This window comes from Nostoc sp. PCC 9305, assembly GCF_963920915.1.
Taxonomy (GTDB): Bacteria; Cyanobacteriota; Cyanobacteriia; order Cyanobacteriales; family Nostocaceae; genus Nostoc.
Genome location: NZ_CAWUDN010000004.1, coordinates 41329 through 64822, shown reverse-complemented (window position 1 = coordinate 64822; position 23494 = coordinate 41329). Strand labels below are relative to the sequence as shown.

General features: G+C 40.3%; 19 protein-coding genes. 8 read left to right on the top strand and 11 right to left on the bottom strand.

Annotation, left to right across the window (positions count from 1 at the left end):
• Nucleotides 1-249 precede the first annotated feature (249 nt).
• Together psb27 and ACM0OX_RS02575 are read right to left on the bottom strand one after the other, a co-directional pair.
• Nucleotides 250-654, bottom strand: a complete 405-nt coding sequence (gene psb27 / locus ACM0OX_RS02580) for a photosystem II protein Psb27 (protein WP_190240755.1) — start codon at nucleotides 652-654, stop codon at nucleotides 250-252.
• 248 nt (nucleotides 655-902) lie between these two features.
• The gene (locus ACM0OX_RS02575; protein ID WP_414512821.1) at nucleotides 903-1583 is read right to left on the bottom strand and encodes a phosphatase PAP2 family protein; all 681 of its coding nucleotides are present in this window, start codon (nucleotides 1581-1583) and stop codon (nucleotides 903-905) included.
• Between the two features lie 504 nt (nucleotides 1584-2087).
• On the opposite strand from ACM0OX_RS02575, the gene ACM0OX_RS02570 reads away from it, so the two are divergent.
• Nucleotides 2088-3773 carry an alkaline phosphatase family protein gene (locus ACM0OX_RS02570; protein ID WP_414512819.1) on the top strand — a complete coding sequence of 562 codons (1686 nt, stop codon included), beginning with the start codon at nucleotides 2088-2090 and terminating at the stop codon, nucleotides 3771-3773.
• Nucleotides 3774-3914: 141 nt separating this feature from the next.
• Here the strand turns inward: ACM0OX_RS02570 and cofH are convergent, their stop codons facing one another.
• From cofH to ACM0OX_RS02550, 4 genes are all read right to left on the bottom strand, one after another.
• Nucleotides 3915-5057 carry a 7,8-didemethyl-8-hydroxy-5-deazariboflavin synthase subunit CofH gene (gene cofH / locus ACM0OX_RS02565; protein WP_414512818.1) on the bottom strand — a complete coding sequence of 381 codons (1143 nt, stop codon included), beginning with the start codon at nucleotides 5055-5057 and terminating at the stop codon, nucleotides 3915-3917.
• Between the two features lie 272 nt (nucleotides 5058-5329).
• Nucleotides 5330-6520: a hypothetical protein gene (locus ACM0OX_RS02560; protein ID WP_414512817.1), complete on the bottom strand. Its 1191-nt coding sequence runs from the start codon at nucleotides 6518-6520 to the stop codon at nucleotides 5330-5332.
• Nucleotides 6521-6699: 179 nt separating this feature from the next.
• Nucleotides 6700-6861, bottom strand: a complete 162-nt coding sequence (locus tag ACM0OX_RS02555; protein ID WP_414512815.1) for a hypothetical protein — start codon at nucleotides 6859-6861, stop codon at nucleotides 6700-6702.
• Nucleotides 6862-6989: 128 nt separating this feature from the next.
• Complete coding sequence (locus ACM0OX_RS02550; protein ID WP_335007588.1) at nucleotides 6990-7181, bottom strand: CbtB domain-containing protein; 192 nt, start codon at nucleotides 7179-7181, stop codon at nucleotides 6990-6992.
• Nucleotides 7182-7884: 703 nt separating this feature from the next.
• On the opposite strand from ACM0OX_RS02550, the gene ACM0OX_RS02545 reads away from it, so the two are divergent.
• The 4 genes from ACM0OX_RS02545 (at nucleotide 7885) to ACM0OX_RS02530 (ending at nucleotide 11853) form a co-directional block, all read left to right on the top strand.
• Entirely contained in the window at nucleotides 7885-8910 is a 1026-nt protein-coding gene (locus ACM0OX_RS02545) for a multicopper oxidase domain-containing protein (RefSeq protein ID WP_414512813.1), read from the top strand.
• A gap of 171 nt (nucleotides 8911-9081) precedes the next feature.
• Nucleotides 9082-10119: a ComEA family DNA-binding protein gene (locus ACM0OX_RS02540; protein WP_414512811.1), complete on the top strand. Its 1038-nt coding sequence runs from the start codon at nucleotides 9082-9084 to the stop codon at nucleotides 10117-10119.
• A gap of 172 nt (nucleotides 10120-10291) precedes the next feature.
• On the top strand, nucleotides 10292-10726 hold the full coding sequence (locus ACM0OX_RS02535; protein WP_322663110.1) for a ferritin-like domain-containing protein: 435 nt from the start codon (nucleotides 10292-10294) through the stop codon (nucleotides 10724-10726).
• Between the two features lie 158 nt (nucleotides 10727-10884).
• Entirely contained in the window at nucleotides 10885-11853 is a 969-nt protein-coding gene (locus tag ACM0OX_RS02530) for an FTR1 family iron permease (RefSeq protein ID WP_414512809.1), read from the top strand.
• A gap of 106 nt (nucleotides 11854-11959) precedes the next feature.
• Here the strand turns inward: ACM0OX_RS02530 and ACM0OX_RS02525 are convergent, their stop codons facing one another.
• On the bottom strand, nucleotides 11960-12895 hold the full coding sequence (locus ACM0OX_RS02525; protein ID WP_414512807.1) for an ABC transporter substrate-binding protein: 936 nt from the start codon (nucleotides 12893-12895) through the stop codon (nucleotides 11960-11962).
• A gap of 116 nt (nucleotides 12896-13011) precedes the next feature.
• Nucleotides 13012-16149: a DNA polymerase I gene (locus ACM0OX_RS02520; RefSeq protein ID WP_414512805.1), complete on the bottom strand. Its 3138-nt coding sequence runs from the start codon at nucleotides 16147-16149 to the stop codon at nucleotides 13012-13014.
• A 552-nt stretch (nucleotides 16150-16701) separates the two neighbouring features.
• On the opposite strand from ACM0OX_RS02520, the gene ACM0OX_RS02515 reads away from it, so the two are divergent.
• Both ACM0OX_RS02515 and ACM0OX_RS02510 read left to right on the top strand, forming a co-directional pair.
• The gene (locus tag ACM0OX_RS02515) at nucleotides 16702-17409 is read left to right on the top strand and encodes a choice-of-anchor E domain-containing protein (RefSeq protein ID WP_414512803.1); all 708 of its coding nucleotides are present in this window, start codon (nucleotides 16702-16704) and stop codon (nucleotides 17407-17409) included.
• Between the two features lie 317 nt (nucleotides 17410-17726).
• Entirely contained in the window at nucleotides 17727-18578 is an 852-nt protein-coding gene (locus tag ACM0OX_RS02510; protein WP_414512801.1) for a Cof-type HAD-IIB family hydrolase, read from the top strand.
• Nucleotides 18579-18758: 180 nt separating this feature from the next.
• Here the strand turns inward: ACM0OX_RS02510 and ACM0OX_RS02505 are convergent, their stop codons facing one another.
• Nucleotides 18759-19619: a DALR anticodon-binding domain-containing protein gene (locus ACM0OX_RS02505; protein WP_414512799.1), complete on the bottom strand. Its 861-nt coding sequence runs from the start codon at nucleotides 19617-19619 to the stop codon at nucleotides 18759-18761.
• Nucleotides 19620-19931: 312 nt separating this feature from the next.
• Between ACM0OX_RS02505 and ACM0OX_RS02500 the strand changes: the two genes are divergently transcribed.
• Entirely contained in the window at nucleotides 19932-20651 is a 720-nt protein-coding gene (locus ACM0OX_RS02500; protein WP_012412419.1) for a Crp/Fnr family transcriptional regulator, read from the top strand.
• Between the two features lie 79 nt (nucleotides 20652-20730).
• Here the strand turns inward: ACM0OX_RS02500 and ACM0OX_RS02495 are convergent, their stop codons facing one another.
• Both ACM0OX_RS02495 and ACM0OX_RS02490 read right to left on the bottom strand, forming a co-directional pair.
• Nucleotides 20731-21777, bottom strand: coding sequence for a PstS family phosphate ABC transporter substrate-binding protein (locus ACM0OX_RS02495; RefSeq protein WP_414512797.1), 1047 nt, complete (start codon nucleotides 21775-21777; stop codon nucleotides 20731-20733).
• A gap of 287 nt (nucleotides 21778-22064) precedes the next feature.
• Nucleotides 22065-23462, bottom strand: coding sequence for an ABC transporter substrate-binding protein (locus tag ACM0OX_RS02490; protein WP_414512795.1), 1398 nt, complete (start codon nucleotides 23460-23462; stop codon nucleotides 22065-22067).
• Nucleotides 23463-23494: the final 32 nt, after the last annotated feature.

Genomic DNA, 23494 nt, shown 5'->3' with positions numbered 1-23494 from the left:
TAGCGGTTTCCGGTGCATGAAGTAGATATTACAACTTCACCCTCAATGTGAATGCATCGGCTCGCATTGTTAATGCATTTTTCAAGTAAATGAGCTATAAAATGCAGGACTTACGCATCAGATATAAAGAGTTTTTGCCTTCTGCCTCCTGCCTCCTGCCTCCTGCCTTATACCTTGATAAAGAAAATAGTCAGGAGTCAAAACTTTTGACACCTGACTATTGATGATGGAGTAAGCAATAGTTAATAGCTAACCGCCACGTTTCAACGCCGTCTCTACCTGCTGCAACTCTTTCTCTAGACGATTTTTGAGTTTTTCGGGTACGGGACGATTTGGATAAGAACTGTAGTGTCCAGCTAGAGAATTGAGGGCTGTTCGTATGGTTGTAAACGAGCCAAGACCAGAAACAGAGTTAACCCGCTGGTAGCGAGCTGAAAAGTCATTAATTTTTTGACGCGCTTCTGCTTGAATTGCTGCTTTGTCTGGTGAATCTTGTGAAAGATCCAGAGCTTGTCTCATAATATTGACCACAGCTAAGGTGTCTTGACGATAATCCCCAGTCAAACTATCTGGACTGCCAGAACAACCCATTAAGCCGATAGCTACAACCAAAACCAGCGCAAGCAAACGCGACCAATAGCGCTTCATATGCATTAAGTAAAAGAATACGTAAATCAACGTCCATCCTATCTTGGATTGGTAACTTGGGGATCAATTGAGTGAGGAGTGAAGAGTGGGGAGTAGGGAGCAGGGCTGTTTCATTCCCTCAAAAGCTCTAATCTACAAGCATCTTGGGCAAAAATCAGGTGATTAAAAAATCTGATTGGACAATTATCATTGCTATGTTTTCTCTGCGAAGTTATGGAATTAGAAGTTGATAGGACTTAATAAACTAACTTTTCCTACCTCAATCTTTGCAATTTCAGCATCGTAATACATATCATCAGCCACAAAAAACCGACTCCATAACCTGCAATTATATCTGTGGGCCAATGGACTCCTAAATATAAGCGGCTGATACCAATAGCAGCAATTAAAATAACCGTCCAACTGTAAAAAATTTTGGCAAAATTAGGATAGTGAATTGCTAATTCGTAAGCAATAAAGCCATAAAGCACCATAGAACCTAGTGCATGGCCGCTAGGAAAACTAAAAGATTTTTCAGAAATCAATTGATGCCAGAGTTCCGGGCGAGGTTTAGAAAAAAACAACTTTAGCCCTGTATTCAAAATTAACCCTCCTATGCAAGCAAATACAAAAGCTTTCGTTTCTTCTTGATAACGTCGCCACCAAAGTAACAAGACAGTAATACCTGCAACTATGACTACTGTACTAGGATTACCAAGATTTGTGATAAACAGCATTAAATTATCTAAATTTGGATTAGCAAACTGATGTAGCCATAACAGGAAAGTAGTGTCAAATGCAAAAGCTTCTCGCTCCAAAACCTCTTCAGCCAGTTTTGCTAAAATAAAAAGGATGAGCAGACAACTAGCAAGTCCAACAATACCAATTGTGGCAATTAAGGGAGCCAAACGAGGATGTATATGACGCAACCAGAAATTAGAAATTCGTCGGAGCATACTTTAATGTTATTCATCATTAGAAAGTCTAGTTACTACCAGGTTTTTAGATTTTAGAGTTGTAAACAAGATACAAACTCCAAGTATTGACAGAAGGGCTATGGATGAGCTGATAGTTCCAAAATCGAGGAAAGAGGGTTATCTTACCTACAAGGGTAATCTTAATTTCTTTATCATATATTCTTAACTTTAACTTAATACGATCTGATTAATGTTTCGTATGAGCGCTCAAGATATGCAATACCAATCAAGCTGATTCATCAAATGATAAATTCCTAAATTAAATGCTTACTTCAGCAGGAGTAACGACAAATAGAGGAATTTAAACTTTTGCTATTTAGTAACCAAATACCTTTGTAACCAAGCGTATTCACAAATTTTCGTATTGTTTTAGCTTAGTCATATTCGACTCTAGAACTGTTAATTGGCGTTGATTCATAACGCTAATAACCACAAGCCTATAACAATACATAGGGTACTTTATCAGCAAAGGAAATAAATAGGATGACTCGATTTAGCAATTCTCATCTACCTACTGTTTTAAAAACAGTGATTTTTAGCACAGTTATTTTAACAGGACAGACATTTTTACAATTTAATAACTCAGCAGCAACAGCAGCCAGCCTTTACCAACATGTATTACTCTTATCAGTTGATGGACTGCATGATGCTGACATCAACGATCCTTTGCTTCAACCTTATTTATCAAATATTAATAATTTGCAGGCAAATGGAGTTACTTACACTAATGCCTTTACCAGTAAACCCTCCGATTCCTTTCCTGGTGAATTGAACTATCTAACAGGAGCAAGTCCAAAAACTACAGGGGTTTATTATGACAATTCATATAGTCGCTCATTATTAAGTCAAATCGGGAGTCCTGCTGGTACTGGAGTTCTATTTGATGAAAGTATTGATAAAAACCCAAATCTTATTAGTGGAGGTGGTGATTTTGGCAAAGGTAGCATTGATTCAAGTAAGTTGCCAGTAAATGGCACAGGAAAACCCATTTATCCTCATAACTACCTGAATGTTAATACAATTTTTGAGGTAGCTCACGATGCTGGGTTACACACCGCATTTATTGATAAACATCCTGCCTATGACCTTGCTAATGGGCCTTCAGGCAAGGGAATTGACGACTTTTATGCTCCAGAAATCAATGCTAAAGTAGCTTTGGAAAATGGCAAATTAGTCGATCTATCAACAGCCCAAAATCCTAGCAATCTCACATTTAAAACGACAACTAAAAGCACTAGCCTTACAGAGGCTTATGATGATTTGAAGGTAAATGCGCTTTTAAACCAAATAGCTGGTAAAGATTCTCAAGGAACTACTACTCCGGGAACTCCTGCTATTTTTGGCATGAATTTTCAAGCTCTTAGCGTCGCTCAGAAAGATGCTAGTAGCAATGGTGGGATTGCTGCTGATGGAACACCTTCACCAGGATTAATTAATGCCTTAGAACATACAGATGCTAGTATCGGAAATATAGTTAATGCATTGAAGCAACAAAATTTGTTTGATTCAACATTAGTGGTATTGACAGCAAAACACGGTCAAAGTCCCCGTCAAGGAACAGCTACACTGATTTCCGAAAACACATTTACAGATGTTTTAGAAAAAGCTGGGATTACCGTAAATCATGCAACACAAGATGATATTGGGTTGTTTTGGCTTGCAGATCAAAGCCAAGCTGATACTGCGACAACTCTTTTAAAAAATCTCAACAATCCGGCGATTAATGAGATTTTATCTGGTAATGCATTACAACAAGCAGGCTTTGGTAATCCTTTGTCAGATGACCGTACACCAGATTTCATTATCAAATTGAACCCTGGATATGTGATTTCAGATAGTACAAAAAGGGCTGAACATGGGGGTTTTTCAGATGACGATACCCATGTTGGATTAATTGCTGCTAGTGGGATTTTAGCTTCTGGACTCAAAGGTACAACCCAAACACAGGCGGTAAAAACAACTCAAATAGCTGTTACGGCTCTAGATGCGTTGGGGTTAAATCCCGATTTATTACAGGGTGCGGTGAAGGAAGGTACTAAAAAGTTACCAGGGTTAGGCATTTCTGATATCGATGCAGTACCAGAGCCAAATACAAATCTTGGCTTGTTCTCTTTTATGGTCTTGATGTTAACTGCCTCTCTATGGAGACAACGCAAACAAATCAGTTAAGCGTTGAAGATTAGCTTTTTGAAGCTGACTTGTAAAATCTGTTTTTCCGATCGCTCTGTACCTTTGCGGTTGAAAAGCAATTTATTTAACCACAGAGGCACAGAGAACACAGAGCAAGGAGATTGAAGAGGAATTTTTTTCTTAACTCCTAATTTTCTGATAAAGAGTATCTCGTTGTTGGTAAGGTCTTCCTAAAGAAGCGATCGCAGTTTGTAAGGTTTCCACTTCCATACACGTACCACCCAAAGCACCTGCCATTGTGGTAATATGTTCCTCCATTAAAGTGCCGCCGATATCGTTGCAACCCCAAGCTAAGGATTCTGTCGCACCTGCAAGCCCCAGTTTTACCCAACTCTGCTGATGGTTGGAAATCCAATTACCTAAGTAAATCCGCGCTACAGCCCCTAATAGCAGTGCATCACTTAAAACTGGTTGATCGCGTCCGACACGGCGACGTAAAGATTTGGGGGCTTCTTGGCCAACAAATGGTAATAAAATAAACTCTGTGATCCTGGCTGGATATCCCCGATTGATGGCGGTTTTTTGGAGCGATCGCAATTTTTCTAAATGTCCGATTTGCTGTTCGTGGGTTTCAATATGCCCAGATAACATGGTGCTGGTGGTATGCAAGCCTAATTTGTGAGCGGTACTGACAATTTCTAGCCAAGTGGCTGTGTCAATCTTCTCTGGACACAGTATCCGCCTTACTTCATCGTCTAATACTTCCGCTGCTGTTCCCGGCATTGAGCCAACACCAGCATCGCGCAAAGCACTAATCACCTCAGCATATTCAAGTCCGTCAAGTCTGGCGATAAATTGCACTTCTTGGGGAGAGAAAGCGTGTAAATGTATGTGGGGAAATTCCTGTTTAATGGTTTCTACGACTTTGAGATAATAGGGCAAAGATTTACCATTTATCAGTGCTTGTGGATTTAATCCCCCCTGCATACAGATTTCTGTCGCACCCCGTTGTACTGCATCTGTGGCTTTTTCCAAAATTTGCGCCGAATCTAACCAGTATGCATCGGCATCACCATCATCTCGACGGAATGCACAAAAACTACAGTGCTGCTCACAAATATTAGTAAAGTTAATATTACGGTTAATTATATAGGTGACAGTATCGCCTGCTTGTGTGTGGCGAAGTGTATCTGATGTAGTACGTATTGCTGCGATCGCCTCTGGCTCAGTTTGTTGTAACAATACCACTCCCTCTTCCGGGGATAAGTCGTATCCCATCAAAGCACGTTCTAGAATTGTTTCAAACGCAATTTTTGTCAGCATTACTTTCTTAATTTCTCGGTAAATCTTAATTTTATGAGCTTGTAAATAATAAAATTCTACTTAATTAATATATCAATTTCTCGAAAATACCACGCTTGAACATAAGTTTTATCTTGAAAGTTATTAAAAGAGCTTATCTTGTCCGATCGCACTACATTTTTCTAGTTTACATAATCCATTAAAAAAAATAGTTGCGGTTTAACCACAACTATTTTGATTGAGTAATCTATATCTTTGTATTAGCAGTAATCTTTAGTACAACTCTGATATTACTAATTTGTCCTTGCTTGTGGTTTTCGTCGATGTTGTATTAACAATCCAATCGCCATACCAATACCGACAAAGGCTGTAAAGTAGAATAAACCAATCAATCGGATGTAAATTGGTGGTGCGATCGCTTCAACTTCAACTTCCTGCGCTACCTTCACTGGTGTAAATTGACGGCTAGATCCTGGTAAAGGAGTTGCTTCCACTTCGATTTTGTGGGGTGAACCATCAAAAAACTGTTCAAGCCATGTTAACTTCCCTTGTTCGTCGGGAATACCTTTGTAGTCAAAGACTGTTAAATTGTGTTCTGTAGCGATCGCTTTTACTTGCAAAGCTACATCTGTAATAGGCTGTCCGGTTGCGGTATCTTTCACCTGTAACGCTAAATTCGCAAGTTTTCCGACAGTTGCGTTTTTATCTCCACCAAGGTTAATTTCTAATCCCTGAGATTTTTGAGATGATGGTGCGTTGGCGTAGCCCGTCGTAGACATCGTTTCAGTACTAGTTGAGTGATGTTCGCTGCCATGAGCTTCTGCAACTTCTGCACTAATATTGATAACTAATAGGGTTACTATAGCCACTACAGTTAATGCACTTAATAAAAGGCGGACTGACTGTGGTGCGATTTCTCCTTGTTGTAGTTCTTCTTGTCCACCGATAACCCAACCACCCAACAATCCAAGTGACAGTAAAATAGCTGCGATTACAACAAAATATTTATATTTGATTGGGTTTTCGTGAACATTGAGATTTAAAGTTTGTTCATAAGCAGTAAAAGTGTTTGCTACCAAGGGTGACACTTTAACTAACAGTTGGTAATTACCACGAATGGGTAACATCTGCTGTATTTCTAGCTTACCATCAGGTGCATTGGCATTCATTTGCAACAATTTTGTCCCCTCAACAATGGGAAAATCTGTTGTTAACCAAGGATTACGCGGCGGTGTCAGAATTTGTAAATTAATTTTGGCATTTGTTAAAGATTTACCCGCAGCATCAACAGCTTGTAAAGTCAAAGTAACAGGAGATTGCGGTTTTTCTGCCTCTGCTTCAAAGGGAAGAATACGTTCTAAAGGTGGGTTGATGGAAAGTAGCACTCTAGATGTAGGAATTTGGGAACTTCCCACAAAGGAATAAAGAACTGACAACACAATGCAAACAGTGCTGATAACTCCAAAAATTCGATATTTTTTCATACGAACCTACGGTAAATGTGAAGCTCATGTAATTTCTGCAAGTTAAACTTTCATAGCAGTGGATGAAAGTTACTCCAGATTATTATTACTAAGTAAAAAATTCCAGTTAAAGAATTAGTCAGAAATCAGACATCATCTTATACAAATTTAATATGAAGCTGCACTAAATGAGTAACTCTTTATTCTTGGCGTTCTTGACGTACTTGGTGAACCAGCGCTGTAGGTGGGTTTCCCGCCGTAAGCGACTGGTGAACCCGAAGGGCGGTTCGTTTAATATTCTGTGCATCTTTATACAGAATTGGTATCAAGTTAAGGTGATGTAGAGATGATAAACAAAGCATCTCTACAAAACCTAAAAGTTATTTCCCAGCAAAAACCTGGCGCGAAATTTGCACTATTTTAGCGTCGTAACTTTGTTATGTAATGTCGCAAAGCTTCATGCACCTAAAAATCTTGGGATTATGATAATTTAGTGACATGCAACGCCTAATGTGTGGTGACGCGCTGAGTGTGCTGTGTTATGAACCGCAGGATAGGTGGAGAACAAAACAGTCCAGATAACTAAAGAAGATAGCATCATATAAAGTGTTACCTGCACAGGTTTGGATAAGGTAATACCTGCGGTCTTCTGCAATAGTGAAATATGAGAAAAACTAGTCATTTTTGACCTCCTAATAATAAATTTCGGTAGTTCATCAATCAAAGGGCATAACGCCGCTTGATTGCAAAAAGATATACCATCAACTTTGTATTTGACAAGTGTGTATCAAATGTCTTGTGTAATTCGACTTTAGTGAATACTATACTATCCTTTGACATCGGCCGATCGCGATGCAGAAATCTACACATAAAGTCCATACAAATAACAAAAGAATGACACATGATTTTGAGTGACGGCATTTTCAGCGCTGCTAACACGAAGGTAACAGATAAAAATTAAAAATTAAAAGTTCTTACGTTGCCAAGCATTCAAAAATTCTTGAATAAAGGTAACTTATGTTATCTCTAAACCAATTCAATACACTAGAGATTAGCAATAGTTTTTTGCTTGTGTCCATATTCAAGGTGTTATTATACTCATTGTTTATACTGTAAGTATTGCTGAAGCAATAAGTATATCAGGAATATGTATGAAACAGCTAGTTTTGTGTGAAGGTTATTTATACATAACTAAGCGTATAACTACAGTTAAAATCACGAAAATATTGCGATAGTTTTTAGAGTTCGCTCTAGATTTAACAACTTAACTGGCAATTTAGAAGTACTGAAAAATTATTGACAATAATTATTAATTCCTCTAATATCTAAAAGCAATTGCAAATCTTTTGCAATTCTTTTTTAGCGGTAACTGTAACTAAAATGTCATGCCCAACAACTTCGCTCTAGGTAACGGAAAACCTTGGAGCCGCCGTCAATTGTTGAAGCTGGGCCTAGCAGGTGCTGGAATAACTGGTGCAGCTGGACTTTGGCAGATGCTAAATCTACAAAGTAAGTCAATCGTTAAAGTGCCACCATTCGATAGGTCAGCACCAGACGATGTTACTAACCCAATGAAGATGTTGAGAGATTTTGATTATGGGACGGTAAAGCAAGAAAATGGGCGGACTATCCGGGAATTTCAGTTAACTGCTGGTTCATCCATCATAAAACTCAATAGTGCTGTCTCTTACAACATCTGGGATTTAAACGGTCGCATACCAGGGCCAACGCTACGGGCAAAACAGGGCGATCGCATCCGGGTACTATTTCTCAACAACGCTGGACATTCTCACTCTTTGCATTTTCATGGCGTTCATCCAGCAGAAATGGATGGTGTTCGTCCAATCAGCAATGGTAATGCCACAATCTACGAATTTGATGCTGAACCCTATGGCGTTCATTTATACCACTGCCATATTGAACCAGTCACCCGCCACATTGCCAAGGGGCTATACGGAATGTTTATCATCGATCCACCTACTCCCCGTCCCCCGGCTGATGAAATCGTACTAGTGATGGGTGGGTATGACGTGAATGATGATAGCCATAATGATTATTACGCCTTCAATGGTCTGCCCCACTATTACATGCATCATCCCATTGGCATTTACAAAGATCAGTTGATTCGGCTGTATGTCCTCAACATCATTGAATACGATCCGGCAGTGACGTTTCATCTCCACGCCAACTTCTTTGATGTCTATCGCTCTGGCATGACTATGACTCCTAGCGAGAAAGCAGATGTGATTACGATGGGTGTCGCAGAAAGGCACATCTTAGAATTTGCTTTTCGTTACCCAGGTAAGTATATGTTCCATCCCCATCAAGATGCGATCGCAGAAAACGGTTGCATGGGTCAATTTGAAGTACTTGCTGAGAGTAACTCTCAAAATAATGTTAAACATTCCTGACAATATTCTTAGTAATTTGTAATTAATTTATTAAAATTTTAGCAAACTAGTTGATAAAAAATCTCATTATATGCAACAGTAAAATCTATGACAATCTGTCAAACAAACTACTTTCTAGTAATAGTTTGAAATGTTTCAATTAATACCTTTTAATTAGTGTGAGGAGCAAAAATGATAAAACTTCGTTATATATGTTTAGCAGCAGCAGCAGCGGTAATAGTTACCTTGAGTTCCTGTAGTAATACCCCAACCGCAGAAAATCCATCAGCACCAGTTGCTAGCACTCCCGCTACAGAGGCAGTAAGTAATAACAGTCATAGTGGTCACGGTAGTAAAGAAAAAATTAACATTAATAGTGCTATCTTGTCAGAATTAGATAAGTTTGAAGCCAAGCTAGGTATCCCGGCTTTATCAAACAAAATCCAGGCAAATCGTCCCTACGGTAGCCCAGAAGATTTAGTTACTAAAAAAGTAATTACTCAAGAACAGTTCGACCAAATTAAAGACCAGGTTGGCGTTCAGGAAGTAGTACTCACAGGTGAAGCAAAAGATGTTGATTATATGTCTAAATTAGGCTTGATGAAAGGGCATCTTTTGGTAGCCAAAGAACTGCTAGATCAGAATCAACCGAAACAGGCAGAACCTCATATTGGACATCCAGTTGAAGAGATTTACGTTGATGTAGAAGATCAACTTAATGAACGCAAAGTTAAAGAATTTAAGACAACTTTGGTAAGTTTGCAAGATTTAGTGAAATCTAGTCCAAAGGATAGCAAAGTTAAAACTAATTTTGCTTCTTCAGTGCAAGCAGTTGATGGAGCGATCGCAGCTTTGCCAGAAGCTCAACGCTCAAAACCAGGATTTACGCTACAGGTAATTAACGAACTACTAGATTCAGCCAACTCCGAATATGGCGCGGCGATCGCAAATGGTAAAGTAACCGCGCCAATTGAGTATCAAGACTCTCGTGGTTTTGTCTTTTACGCCAATGAATTATACAAAGGAATTTCTAGTCAAGTAGCTCAAGCAGATCCCGAAGCACACAAAGCGATCGATACTAGTTTCGCTGAACTCATAAAAGTTTGGCCCGCCGCCATCCCACCAGCAAAAGCAGTCAAAACACCTAATGATGTTACCAAACTGGTGAAAACCATTGAGGAAAACTCTCAAAAAGTGGTTGATAAATCAAATACCCAAGCACAGCGATAACACTTTAATTTAATGGAAAGTATAGGTTAAGGAGTTTAAAATAGTTAGGAGTTAAGAGTTATGAATTATGAGTTATGAGTTATGAATCCAAAACTACTAACTCCTAACTTTTAACTCCTAACTTCTAACTCCTAACTAATTACACTCCCTTCGTTACTTTAACTAACAACTGATGCAAGAACTTGACCATAAAAAGACTATTGACCTGCTGAACGCCATCATGGAATTTGAACTAGCAGGAGTAGTACGCTACACACATTATTCTTTGATGGTAACTGGCCCTAACCGGATTCCAATTGTGGCTTTTTTCAAAGCACAGGCAAGTGAATCTTTACTTCATGCCGAACAAGTGGGAGAAATTCTCACTGGTTTAGATGGGCATCCTTCGCTGAAAATTGCCCCAATGGAAGAAACCTACCAGCATAAAGTCAAGGATATCTTGGAAGAAAGTTTGTCCCATGAAAAAAAAGCATTGGATCTGTATAAAAAATTGCTCGAAACTGTCACCAATGCCAGCATTTACCTTGAAGAATTCGCTCGCGGTATGATTGGACAAGAAGAGATGCATAATCTCGAACTGAAAAAGATGCTACGCGATTTTGGTTAATAGTCATTAGTCATTAGACATCTGTGAAAAAAAATGTAGAGACGTAGCACTGCTACGTCTCTACAACAGTTCTGTATAAAGCATCATTAATTTCTGGAGATATCTATTGGTTATTGGCTAGAGACTAATGACAAAGGACAAAAGACAAAGGACAAAAGATGAATTTTAGTACTGCTCTACCTACTTTTGTAATAACACTTCGAGAAGGAGTGGAAGCTGCCCTTGTTGTTGGGATTGTGCTAGCTTTGCTAAAAAAAGCTAAACAATCCCGACTTAACTCTTGGGTATATGCTGGTGTTGGCGTTGGGATTGTCGTCAGTGCCTTAATAGGCGTGTTATTCAGTTGGATAATTCAAGTACTGGGAGCCGCGAATCCTCAATACACCACTGTCGTTGAGCCAGCGTTAGAGGGTGTGTTTAGTGTATTAGCGATCGCAATGCTCAGTTGGATGCTAATCTGGATGACTAAACAAGCCAGATTCATGAAAGCGACAGTTGAGGGAGCAGTAACAGAAGCGCTGACACAAAACTCAAATGCTGGCTGGGGTGTTTTTACTTTAATTTTAATTGCCGTTGTCCGCGAAGGCTTTGAAACTGTTCTCTTCGTTGCAGCTAATTTTCAACAGGGATTAATGCCAGCGTTGGGCGCTATTGCTGGTTTAGTAGCTGCATCTGCCATTGGAGTGCTGCTATTTAAATGGGGTGTCAAAATTAACATCCGCCAGTTTTTCCAGGTAATGGGCATTTTATTAGTGTTGATTGTCGCTGGGTTGGTAGTTTCAGCCTTGAAACACTTTGACGAAGCAGTAGCTAACCTTGCCCTTAGCAGTCGTGCCACAGAAAGCCTTTGTTTCTATTACGAACGTTTTACAAAAGTCCACTCCTGTATTTTGGGGCCTATGGTTTCCAATACTTCCACAACCTTACCTGACGAACAGTTTCCTGGGATTATTCTCAAATCTTTATTTGGCTATAGAGACAATCTCTATCTTGTACAAGCAGTGGGATACGTGGGATTTTTACTCACCATTGGAGGATTGTATTTCCGCAGCCTTGGCGGTGCTTCTCCTGAAGGTAGAAAAAATATCCGTTTTGCTCAAAAACCAATTAGTTCTGCAAAAGATTAAAAGTCAACTTAACGTGCCTTGTTCCCAGTCTCAGACTGGGAATCCCTATTGGGAGGCTCCGCCTCCCCTTGATATTTATTTATCAAAATTTATTCAACTCACCTACTTAAGTGCCCTGTGCTGTAAACAACGCTTGCTTAAGCTGCTGACAAGCCTTTTCAATTGCATCTATACTACCTGGATTCACCAAACCAAAATAATCAAACACATAGACTCGGTTATTTTTAGTTGCTCGCAGTTGCTGCCAAAAAGCTTCCTTTTTCAACGAATCTAAAAGCGCCGCTTCCGAATTTCCTTGTGGAGGATTAACTAAAATTATCACTTCTGGATTTGCTTCTAAAACTTTCTCCGCCGAAAGTGTCACATAGCCACCAACTGGACTTTTACCTTGTAAATCTGCTGCTATATTTTTCGCCTGAAACTTCGCCAGCAAATCCCCTGCCCAACTATTTTTGTTTGGCGCTAAAATTGGTTGACGACTGACCAGTGCTAGAGTAGAAGGACTCTGAGTTGGCTTATTTGGCAAGAAAGTTTTATAACGATTTAACAAAGGCTGAGGATCGGCATTAATTGACTGAGCCAGTTTTTTAGTAAGTTCTTGTAGAGATTCCCAGCTATTCACCTTAGTAAGCAAAGTTTGAATACCTAGCTGCTGAAGTTTTTGAATTGGAATGTTAGAAAAACCTTCAGCACCAATAACTAAATCTGGTTTGAGTGCTACTACTTTCTCTAAATTTGGCGGACTTTGACCTTCGCTAACGCGAGGAATATCCTTGAATCTTGAGTCATTTTTAAATAATTTACTACCAGTGATTCCAACAATTTTTGTTTCATCGAGTCGAGAGATAATATCAGCAGAAAGAGAAGAAAGAGCAACCACTCTTTTTGCCGATCCTTTTGGTAATTGCTGAGAGTTCGTGTTAGTCGCCTCAGTGGTATTTTCCACTTGGGTTTGTGGTTGCTGAGTATTTGCAGTGGTGCAAGCAACTAAAACTATACTCAACAAAATTGCTAAAGCAGATAAGAGCCAACGGCGATGCATATTAAAATTCCTTCTGGGGTAAGAATAGTATAAGATTGATATCGAGTCAGGCTGTAGTAACTACTAACACAGATATACGCCTATCCCAATGTAATAGTCCTAATCCCCAGTTAAACTTACTTTGTCTCCATCCAATTGTCACCGACACGCGCATCCACCAACAACGGCACACTCAACTGCACTGCATTTTCCATCACCGACTTAATTTGCAGTTGTAATTCTTCCCACTCATTAGGGGGGATTTCAAACACTAATTCATCGTGAACTTGCAACAATAAACGCGCCTGATAGTTCTTCAAAACCTCATGTAATCTCACCATTGCAATTTTGATAATATCAGCGTTAGAACCTTGAATTGGTGCATTAGCCGCGGAGCGTAACAAACCTGCATCAAAAGCACCCAAATTCTTCAATTTACTCAGATCGATATCTTCTGGGTTACTGCCTTTTAATTTGCGTAAACTGTTATTAGTAAATTCAAAATAACGACGACGACCGAAAATAGTTTCTACATAACCAAGAGCGATCGCTTCTTTTTTCACTCGCTCCAAATATGCAAATACTTTCGGATATCGTTCATTAAACCGCTTAATGAACTCGTTGGCAATGGTCTTATCTATCCCAGTTGAGCGCGAAAATCTGAGAGAACCCATTCCATAAATCACGCCAAAATTGATAGTTTTGGCTAACCTTCGTTCATCTGGTGTTACATCTTCTTTTTCAAACACTAACCGCGCCGTAACAGTGTGAACATCTTTATTTTGCTGATATGCTTCCACTAATATCGGCTCTTGACTCAAATGAGCCAAAATCCGCAACTCAATTTGTGAATAATCAGCCGCTACCATTAACCAGCCTGGTTCCGGTAAAAATGCCTTACGAATTTGGCGACTAAAAGTCGTACCGATAGGAATATTTTGCAAATTCGGATTAGAAGAAGACAGACGGCCAGTATCTGTCACAGTCTGATTAAAATCTGTGTGCAATCGCTGCGTGTCTGAACGTACTAGCTTGGGAATAGCTTTCACATAGGTAGAATAAAGTTTGTGCAAGGTACGATATTCTAGGAGGGCATCGATAAAGGGGTGATCTCCTTGCATATTTTCTAGTATGTCAGCAGCGGTAGAGTAATAACCCTTACTAGATGTTTTGCGGGACTTTTTGCTATTTAGCCCAAGTATGTCAAATAGTAATTCACTTAACTGTTCAGGTGAGTTTAAATTGACGATATCACTTGGTAAGACATCAGTAATTCTCTGCTTAATATCAAGCAAATCTATTTTTGGCAATTCTTTGAGTATTTTTTGGAAATAGGCTTTTAAGATTGGACTAGGTAAAGTATCGTATTTTTTTTGTTTAATAGATACTAAATCAGGTTGATTTTGATCCCATATAGTTTCAAAATAGCCTTTTAACTCAGAAGCAGGTATAGAACCATAGGCTATTTGCTCAATCTGTGCTAAATCATTTTCTAACTGAACCGAAAATTTGTGCAGATAAGGTAAATCAATACGAACGCCTGTGTATTCCATTTCGGCTAAAACTGCTTCTAGTGGCTGTTCCACTTCCACTAATAGTTTAGACAAAGTTGGAAATTGATCCAGTTCTTCACGCAATTTCGACACTAAACCAAAAGTAGAATAAGCATCCATACCGCAGTAATCTGCTACCGCAGGAATATCTATATCAGCGATGGTTTTACCTGTAGGAACTAAATCTGAGTAACTTTTGGCCGTCAATCCCAAATATTTATTTGCCAAATCCATTAAATTATGGCTAGAAGCTGGATTTAGAATGTAACTTGCCAACATGGGATCAAAGACGACTCCCGCCAAATTAATTCCTTGACATCTGAGAACTAAGCGGTCAAATTTGGCATTTTGTAAAGCTTTGGGATAATCGACACTTTCGAGAATTGGGCGTAATGCTTCTAGCACAAAATCTTTATGCAAATTTTCCCCAGTTTTGTGCCCCACAGGAATATAGGCTACTTCATCTGGTTGCATTCCCCAACAGCAACCGATACCTACTAACTCAGCGTCTCTTGGTTCTAAATCAGTGGTTTCAGTGTCCCAAGCAACCGGTGTTTCTGGATTAGTGAATTTTTGCAAAAGTTTCACTAACTCAGTTAATTTTGCTTCGGTATTAATGATGCGTGGTGTAATTGGAGAAGTAGATTGTTGTGGAACTGCGGCTGTATCACTGGCACTGAAAAACCACAAATCATTATCTTCATCAGCGCTGAATTCTAAGTTATTAGAGTTGGGATTATTTGCGTCTGTTTTGGTTTCTTGATTTTCTTCAATTTTCCCACCAAAACGTTGCTGAAGGTCGTTGATCCTGCCTAAAAAAGACTTAAATTCTAATTTTTCTAAAATTGGTGATAAGACGCTTGTATCAAACCCTTTTAATTTGCATTCTTCTAAATCAAATTCTATAGGAACATCTAAAACGATGGTTGCCAAATAGCGAGACTTCTCGGCATCTTCTTTACCGACTGCAAGTTTTTTCTGAGTTGCGCCTTTAATTTCATCTAACGCAGCATAAACATTCTCAAGTGAACCATAGGTATTCAGCAGCTGCACTGCTGTTTTTTCCCCAATTCCCTTGACACCAGGAATATTATCCGATTTATCACCACAAAGAGCTTTGAAATCAACAATTTGTGAAGGTAAAACGCCCATCTTCTCTTTGACTTGTTCTGCTTCAAATTCCGTGATGCTATTTGTAGAGCGCTTTAGGGCATCTGGACTAAAATTTAGAACAGTGATTTCTTTCTCAGAGTCGATTAGTTGAAATAAATCGCGATCGCCAGTCAGAATCTTCACTTTATACCCAGCAGCAGTTACTCGTTGTGCTAAGGTTCCCAAAACATCATCAGCCTCAAAACCAGGGGCAGTGAAAAAGGGTAGATTGAAGCCATTCAGCAACTCATGCAGGTTTTCTAAGTCGGGAATGAAGTCTTCTGGCGTTTCTGGGCGATCGGCTTTATAAGTCTCGTCTGCTTCGTGGCGAAAAGTTGCCTCAGCCAAATCAAAAGCGATCGCCATTGCTTGAGGCTGTTGTGTTGCCATTACCTCCAACAGGCACTTCACAAAACCAAAACATATACTCGTAGGAATCCCTGCTTTAGTACGCAGTCCTCCATCTCGCCCTTTGGCGAAAGCAAAGTATGAACGATAAGCCAGCGAGTGCCCATCTACGAGGATGAACGTGGGGCGTGTTGCAGTTGCAGAAGTGAAAGTTTCAGACATAGCCCTATTTTAGCCAGAAGCTTTGTCACATAGTTAGCAATTTCAGATGCTTGTTCTGCTTGGCTTTGGTGACAATAGCCCAGTTTTTGCGTACCAATTGCTCTTGAGTATGATTTTAGACAAATTTATATTTACGCATTTGCAACTTTAGTACGGAAGGCAAGTAGAACCAACTTTTGGCAGAGATACCAGCTCAATTAAGTACGTGAGTATAAGCATAGTAACCGGATAGTAACTCAATCCTCAACTTATCACCAGAAGCCGGGAATCTATCTCCTGAGCGTTTTATGTTTAATTAGGTTGACCTAGCTTACATCTCAGGAACCAACAAAAACTAGCTTAATATTTCGACATAATATTACTACCATCAAAACCTCTTGCCTTAATAAAACTTTATATGTACCAATCAAAAAGTCTATTTATCGAAGGAATTTGAACATAATAACTTTACATAAAGTTACGTGTATTTATCAAGACTACAAGCAAAGTTTCAGAGTTAGAAATAGGTTAGTAATCCCGTAATGATTCGTTTCAGAAAAGCATATTCTATCCATGACAACAAAACTATTCAACACTCTAGCTGCTGCCACAACCTTGGCAGGAATTGTTGCAACATCTGGAGCAGCTAATGCAGCTTCTCTCTCCTACGCTAGTTCCACTAATTACGATTTCACAAATATCATTGATGCACCTCTGAGCGTCCAAAAATTTAACTCATCTCTGGGTACACTCAAGGGTGTAACGATAAGTTTTACTGGCGACATACTTGGAAATGCAGGTTTTGAAAACAGGAGTCCAACCCCGACTCAGGTGACAGTAAATCTTGCTAGTCAACTCAGCTTAAAACTAAATAATCAGTCTCTGTTTGCGCTCAATCCACAAGATATATCGAGTTATCAAGCTGCTAAATATGATGGTACTACTGATTATAGTGGCACCTCTGGAAAGACTATTTCTAACTTAACTGCCACACAATCTGCAACTCAGTCTTTCACCAATACCCAATTCTTGCAGTCTTTCACTGGTAATGGCGACATAGACTTTTTGTTCTCAGCTTTAGCCAATTCAGTAGTTACGGGTTCGGGCAACATGAGATCCTATATTGATACTTATGCCAAAGCAGGTATCAAAGTAACTTATGACTACGATGAAGTGAAATCAGTACCTGAATCCTCTGCCACACTTGGAATTGGTTTAATTGCTGGGCTTTGTCTATTGTCACAACGCAAAAAAAGCTGGATCAAGGTATCCAATTCATAGACTTTCTTGAATATGTAGGTTTTTCCCATTTTATCTATCGATCAGGCTATCTAATTTAAATAAAAAAACCCGATTATCGAAAAAATCGGGTTTTTTATTGCGCTATTAGCCATAGTTTTTAAACCTTTTTAAATAAATCCAAAATCCTCAAAGCAAGTGTATTGCTCGCTGGGGTCAATCTAAAATCTAAAATTGTGTAAGTCAACATCCTCACGGTAAGGAAATTAGATTGACTAGAGATGCCAATTTTTTCTACTACTCCCCACTGGTCACTAGAGCCTGTTAACCTCTTACTGGAACTTAAAATCTAGGAAATCATGCAGAAAGCATCTACTGACAATCAGGCTGCTGCAAAAGACATTAAGCTACTAGTTTTGGATATAGATGGCACGATCGCAGGACACTCTAATACCATTAGCGAACCTGTAAAGCAAACAATCTTTGCAGCGCAAGCACGAGGAATTCAAGTGGCGATCGCTACAGGTAGAATGTATCGTTCAGCCTTGCGCTTCCACCAAGATATCGGCTCTACGCTACCATTAATGGCCTATCAAGGAGCCTGGATTCAAGACCCAATCACCCAAAAAATTCATCGCCATTGGGTTGTTTCCAGAGAAATCGCCCACCAGTTACTCGACTATTTTGAAAAGCCTGAGTTGCGATCGCTTCTATCTGTTCACTTTTACATCAACGATCAACTATACGTCCGTGAGTTAACCAGAGAAACCAAAATTTATGCAGAACGTTCTGATATTATTGCGATTCCTGTAGGTGATTTGCGTCAAGCCTTAACGAATGAACCGACAAAAATTCTTGCTTTATCTGATGACACTGACCTAATCGATAAGTTATTGGGAAATTTGCGCCGCCAATACACACCCGCTGAACTTTATATGACAACCTCTGTTGCTACCTTTTTTGAAGCAACTAACGCCTCTGTAAATAAGGGGACTGCTATACGTTACCTAGCCGAAGAATTGCTGGGATTACAGTTAGCCAACGTTATGGCGATTGGCGATAACTTTAATGATGTGGAAATGCTGGAGTATGCCGGACTTGGTGTAGCTATGGGCAACGCACCAGCAGGAGTGCAAGCGATCGCTAAGTGGGTAGCTCCTAGCGTAGAAGAAGATGGGGCAGCAGTAGCAATTGAAAAGTTTTTGCTGTAGTGAGGGCACTTTTTAAAATCTAACCCATACAAATCAGAAAGGACACCGACGACTGGCCGTGTTTCGTCTCGGTGCCCTAGCTGGTTCGCTCCTCACACACCTGCTAATGTATCCGAGGTGGTGCATTGAGTCAATAGCTATATAAAAAGTTTTTATTTTTGCCTAAGCGACATTACCGATTTATAGCTCCAAAGGCGCAAAAACCCCCAGATTTTCCTCTAGGACAAATTTTAATACTGACTGAGTAGCCATGAGCAATCCGAGTCTAGCTTGGGCCCGCTCTGGTGACGTAATTTTCACCTCACCCCAAATCCGGCAATTAGACCAAAACTTTTCAAAAGCTTGGCTCAAATTCAGCGCTACTTTTTCCCATTTCACAGAACCGCTAACATCAGGGCATTCTATGTTGTCTACCACTTGTATTAATTCGCCAATTAGACGACGCTCATCTGGGTGATTGAGTTGTAGTGTTCCGTCGCAATTAAGCCAAGGTAGTGGGTTAGGAGAGATAACATCCCAAAAAGCTGGACTAGTATTTGGAACTGGTTCTCTAAGTTTAATCAACCCCTCTCGATGAGCCAGCAGCACCAACGAACAGCAGCGTGCATGAGCATATTCAACAGCAAACAATGAATTAAGCATTGGGGATTGGCCATCAATTGTCTCCTCTGCTCTCCCTAAACTCCCCACTACGAGACTTTGTAACCAAGTCGCTAAGGTTGAGTGAGTTAATTCAAAATTTATCCAACCAGGGGGAACTATTTGGATGCTAAAAACGCCATCACAAGTCCCTGATAAATCTGAAGCGATCGCACTAGCAAGCTCCATCGCTTTTCGATTCTGAGATTTTGATAGTCGCAGAGACACACTTGAGGTATAGAAAACTCTATTGTCATCTCTACCTTTATATAGAGGAATTTTTTCCCCTTTTGTGCATATATTTTCTGGATTATAAGTATCAATGCTTATCGATTTTATTAGATAACTATATAATAGCTGTTTGATTGACGTATACTTGCTAACTGGTAATTTAGAATGCACGTAATATTATTTAAATAGTCATGTAAGATATATTTGTTACATTTCTGTCATCTGTCTTGCGGTATAAATTTAATTTAGATGAAGAAAAATGAGAAGAGGATAAAATTTGATGAATAATCGATGAATAGTAAGTAAACTTTACTACCACCATTGTACAGTAGGAAGTATAACAAAAGAGTAGAGAGTAATTTGCTTTCTATTCTTTGGATTGGCTGGCGCTGTTAGGCGTTAAGCCTGCCTCGTCAACACAAAGACACTCCTTGCACCCTTTTATTTACGTCTTTGTCTTCAGCCGAACGCTCTTTGTTACCTATGCAATCTCCATCCTCCTTTTCTGAGGCATCACGGCCTTTTTTGACTTGGCAACGCATTCTTGACTGGGCTCAAGAACACTATCGCTGCCGCACCTTTAGCAAAGATGAGCGCATTCCAGCCCGGCCTGGATTGCTGTATTTGGTGCAAAGGGGTGCGATCCGCATGGTAGGAACCGCCCAAGTTAGTGCGACTGCTAGTCAGCTAACGTCTCGACGAATCAACAGAACTCCAGAAGAAGCGTTCTTGGGTTTTGTAGGAGCGGGACAGCCATTTGAAATTGTTGCCCAATCACCATTCACACTCCAGGCTTACGCCCATGTGGATCAAACTGCGGTGCTGTGGATGTACTGGCACGATTTAGACAATTGGCCTCACTTCCGTCGCGAAGTTATGGATGCCTTTAGGTATCAGCACCAGCGTAAGCTGCTGTGGTTGAGTGCCTTGGGACAACGCCGCACAATTGACCGACTTTTAGGATTTCTCACATTGTTAATTGAGGAATATGGAGAGCCAGCAATGAGCGACACCGATCCTGATGTGATTCGCGGTTATTGTCTGCCCTTTCCCCTCACTCATGCCCAAATTGGTAGCGCGATTGGTTCCACTCGTGTCACCGTCACCCGCTTGATGGGTAAGCTGCGTCAACGTGGTTTAATCTTGACTCAAGGGGATAATCTCATTTGCTTGCCAGCAGAGTCGATTAATAGAGCTGGTTAAGGTACAGTTCAGAGCGGCGATTTCCGCCACTCTGTCTTGAGTGCGATGGGCTACGCCCCGCCACAGGCGATCGCAGGTGTCAGCGAATTTTGACAAATCCCGCTTGGGTAATCAGTTGCTGTCCCTGCTCAGTCAGCAGTAAGTTGGCGTAAGCGACACCTGCTTGCTGCTCATTCTGACCATTCTGTTTGACCACCACAAACAGATTGCGGGTAATCGGGTATTTTCCTGATTGGAAGGACTCAATGTTCAACTTGTTCCGTTTACCAGGACATTCAGACGGGAGGACAGAAGGTTCTTGGTATGGAGCAATGTATTGTCCTTGTGTGCGCCCCAACGGCAAGGCCTTGATTGAGCATTGAGGAATCACCTCTGGGGCAGAAGCGTAATAGATGCTACCAGGACTATCAGCCAATTTTTGCAAGGCTTGGGTGGTTGTGGAGATAAATTCTACATTGGAGCTGAAAGCTTGACCACCCAAGATGTCTTGGACAAAAAGTTCGACAGTACCGCCATCAGCAATGCGGCGGGAATAGGGCTTGATCGGGATATTGGGGCCGCCCACCTGGCTCCAATTATTGATTTTGCCTGTGTAAATTGACTTTAACTGTTCTACTGTTAGTCCTGGAATATTCAGGTTGGGGTTAACTGCAACCGCTAAACCATCAATTGCCACAGGAATTTGTTTCAAACTGAACCCACGCTGTTGGGCACGGCTTAATTCCTGATCTAGAACTGGTCGGGAGGACTGGGCAAAAGCTAGTTGACCGTCTATCAAGGACTGAATGCCAGTACCAGAACCAGGCGATGCATTGCTGGGTTCTACATAGCGCAGCCGTAACTCTGGCCGTGCGGCTTGAATTGCTGGATCGACTACTAGTCGAATCGGTGCCCAAGATGTACTGCCTCCGTAATTAAATAATCCTGTAGGAACATCCTTTACTGAAGTGAAAGTATTACCAGTGGGTTGTTCTGAGACAGTTTGGGGCGTTTTGGTGTTACCAGAATTAATTGTATTTAGATCGACACCAGATTTTCTAGTAAACCACCAAAAACCGCCAGCTATTAGCCCGACGGTAATGAAGATAGATAATACAAGAATGGTTGTTTCATTTTTTTGAGACATAGTATAATTACCCGTGCGTCCATTCAATATAAGTGCCTGACTTGACAAGTGCTTGCTACTTGAGATTGTATTTGGAGGACGGGGATTTTGTTAGCAAATCCTAACTTCTGGGTAATTTAGAAGTCAAGGTATAATAAATTTCATTTGGATTATTCGTCTCTTATCTCAAGGTTTGAGTGGTGGTAAGAATAAATTGACAGTAAGATTTTTCCCCATAAAGCTCAATTTCCCATCTTGAGAGGTTTTCCAGGTTAAGTATTGGTTAATTTTTAATTTTTTATTGCTGATTAACGCACTGGTTCAAAGTCATAACCAGTGCGGGAGCGAGAACCAGGAACAATTTTTACAAGTTGAACTGGCGCATTGCGATCGCCTGATGCTAAAAACCGAATTGTACCAGAAGCACCACTGCTAGAAAAGTCAGAGGACGTTAATGCTTGTTGGACTCCATCTCGTGTAGGATTACGTTCTAATGCCGCAATTAGAGCTACAGTGGCATCATAACTAAGGGCGCTTCGCCAACTCACATCACCGCCCCATAACTGCCGCGATTTCTGGGGAAAATCTAACTTAGGATCGCTATCAATATGCCAGGGAACTGCTACTACCATCCCCACAGCTTGTTCTCTGCCAATTTCCAAAGTTTTAGCAGTGTAAACATCATCTCCTGCCAACAAAGTTAACTTTTTTTGATTAATTTGAATTACTTGCAGCGCTTTATCGAGAGTTTCAGTGTTAGCAGCTAACATCAAAACTTCTGCACCTTGTTTAGTTGCTTGTTCTAGACTTTTAGCTGCACTAAAATCCGCCTTGGATAAGTCAAATTCGCTGGCTACCTGTCCACCCTCTAGGGAAACTGATGAAACAAACTCCGACTTTAAAGACTGGCTATAGTTACTCTGAGAATTAAAGAAAACCACTGCATTTTTTTTCTGCAAGGTTCTCACCATGTAGTTGGCTAAACTTCTCGCAGCCATAAAATCACTGGGAACTGTGCGAAAAACGTAGCGGCTAAAGTTAGAAATTTTGACAGACGTACTAGTGGGAGATATGGCTACAAGTTGTCCAGAAGTATAGATAGTACCTGCGGCTAAGGTGGAATCGCTAGTATTCGGCCCGACTACACCCAATACTTCGGAATTGCTGACTAGGTTGGAGGCGATTTGCTTGGCTATTTCTGGATTGTCGTCATCACTAGCTATCCCTACCCTTAAAGGTACTTCCTTGATTCCTCCAGAGCTATTAACTTGATTTTGAGCTTGAGCTATCCCACGTAAAATTTCTAAAGAAGTATTGGGGTCAGTGCCAAATGGTACAGAAGCCACGATGGTATAGCTTTTGGAAGAACCGATTCGGGCATTATTAAGAAAAATTAACGTTTCTGGATCGTTACGGTTGAGTTTTAGAGCAGCTGTGAAATTGGCGATCGCTTTATCATAACTTTTAGCTGCGATCGCCTCTATTCCTTCTTTTTTTACTGGAGAAATATCACCTGGAGTAAAAGATTTTTCCCCAAAACTAATACGGTCTTGCAAGGATGAATTGTTGCCTGGTTGTTGATTTTGAATGTTGGTATTACCAATTCTGACCCCATTGTTAGTAAACCACCAAAAACCACCGCCAACAATGCCAACTGTCAGCAGCAGGGCCAAAGCTAAAATTGTGGTTTCATTCTTTTGTGACATGAACAAGTTTAAATAAAGTAAAAATATTTATA

Coding starts and splice junctions, on each gene's coding strand:
- ACM0OX_RS02535 (WP_322663110.1), top strand. CDS start 10,292: ATGCAAGAACTTGACCATAAAAAGACTATTGACCTGCTGAACGCCATC.
- ACM0OX_RS02575 (WP_414512821.1), bottom strand. CDS start 1,583: ATGCTCCGACGAATTTCTAATTTCTGGTTGCGTCATATACATCCTCGT.
- ACM0OX_RS02560 (WP_414512817.1), bottom strand. CDS start 6,520: ATGAAAAAATATCGAATTTTTGGAGTTATCAGCACTGTTTGCATTGTG.
- ACM0OX_RS02490 (WP_414512795.1), bottom strand. CDS start 23,462: ATGTCACAAAAGAATGAAACCACAATTTTAGCTTTGGCCCTGCTGCTG.
- ACM0OX_RS02500 (WP_012412419.1), top strand. CDS start 19,932: ATGCAATCTCCATCCTCCTTTTCTGAGGCATCACGGCCTTTTTTGACT.
- ACM0OX_RS02515 (WP_414512803.1), top strand. CDS start 16,702: ATGACAACAAAACTATTCAACACTCTAGCTGCTGCCACAACCTTGGCA.
- cofH (WP_414512818.1), bottom strand. CDS start 5,057: ATGCTGACAAAAATTGCGTTTGAAACAATTCTAGAACGTGCTTTGATG.
- ACM0OX_RS02495 (WP_414512797.1), bottom strand. CDS start 21,777: ATGTCTCAAAAAAATGAAACAACCATTCTTGTATTATCTATCTTCATT.
- ACM0OX_RS02550 (WP_335007588.1), bottom strand. CDS start 7,181: ATGACTAGTTTTTCTCATATTTCACTATTGCAGAAGACCGCAGGTATT.
- ACM0OX_RS02545 (WP_414512813.1), top strand. CDS start 7,885: ATGCCCAACAACTTCGCTCTAGGTAACGGAAAACCTTGGAGCCGCCGT.
- ACM0OX_RS02540 (WP_414512811.1), top strand. CDS start 9,082: ATGATAAAACTTCGTTATATATGTTTAGCAGCAGCAGCAGCGGTAATA.
- ACM0OX_RS02520 (WP_414512805.1), bottom strand. CDS start 16,149: ATGTCTGAAACTTTCACTTCTGCAACTGCAACACGCCCCACGTTCATC.
- ACM0OX_RS02530 (WP_414512809.1), top strand. CDS start 10,885: ATGAATTTTAGTACTGCTCTACCTACTTTTGTAATAACACTTCGAGAA.
- ACM0OX_RS02555 (WP_414512815.1), bottom strand. CDS start 6,861: ATGCTTTGTTTATCATCTCTACATCACCTTAACTTGATACCAATTCTG.
- ACM0OX_RS02525 (WP_414512807.1), bottom strand. CDS start 12,895: ATGCATCGCCGTTGGCTCTTATCTGCTTTAGCAATTTTGTTGAGTATA.
- ACM0OX_RS02510 (WP_414512801.1), top strand. CDS start 17,727: ATGCAGAAAGCATCTACTGACAATCAGGCTGCTGCAAAAGACATTAAG.
- ACM0OX_RS02570 (WP_414512819.1), top strand. CDS start 2,088: ATGACTCGATTTAGCAATTCTCATCTACCTACTGTTTTAAAAACAGTG.
- psb27 (WP_190240755.1), bottom strand. CDS start 654: ATGCATATGAAGCGCTATTGGTCGCGTTTGCTTGCGCTGGTTTTGGTT.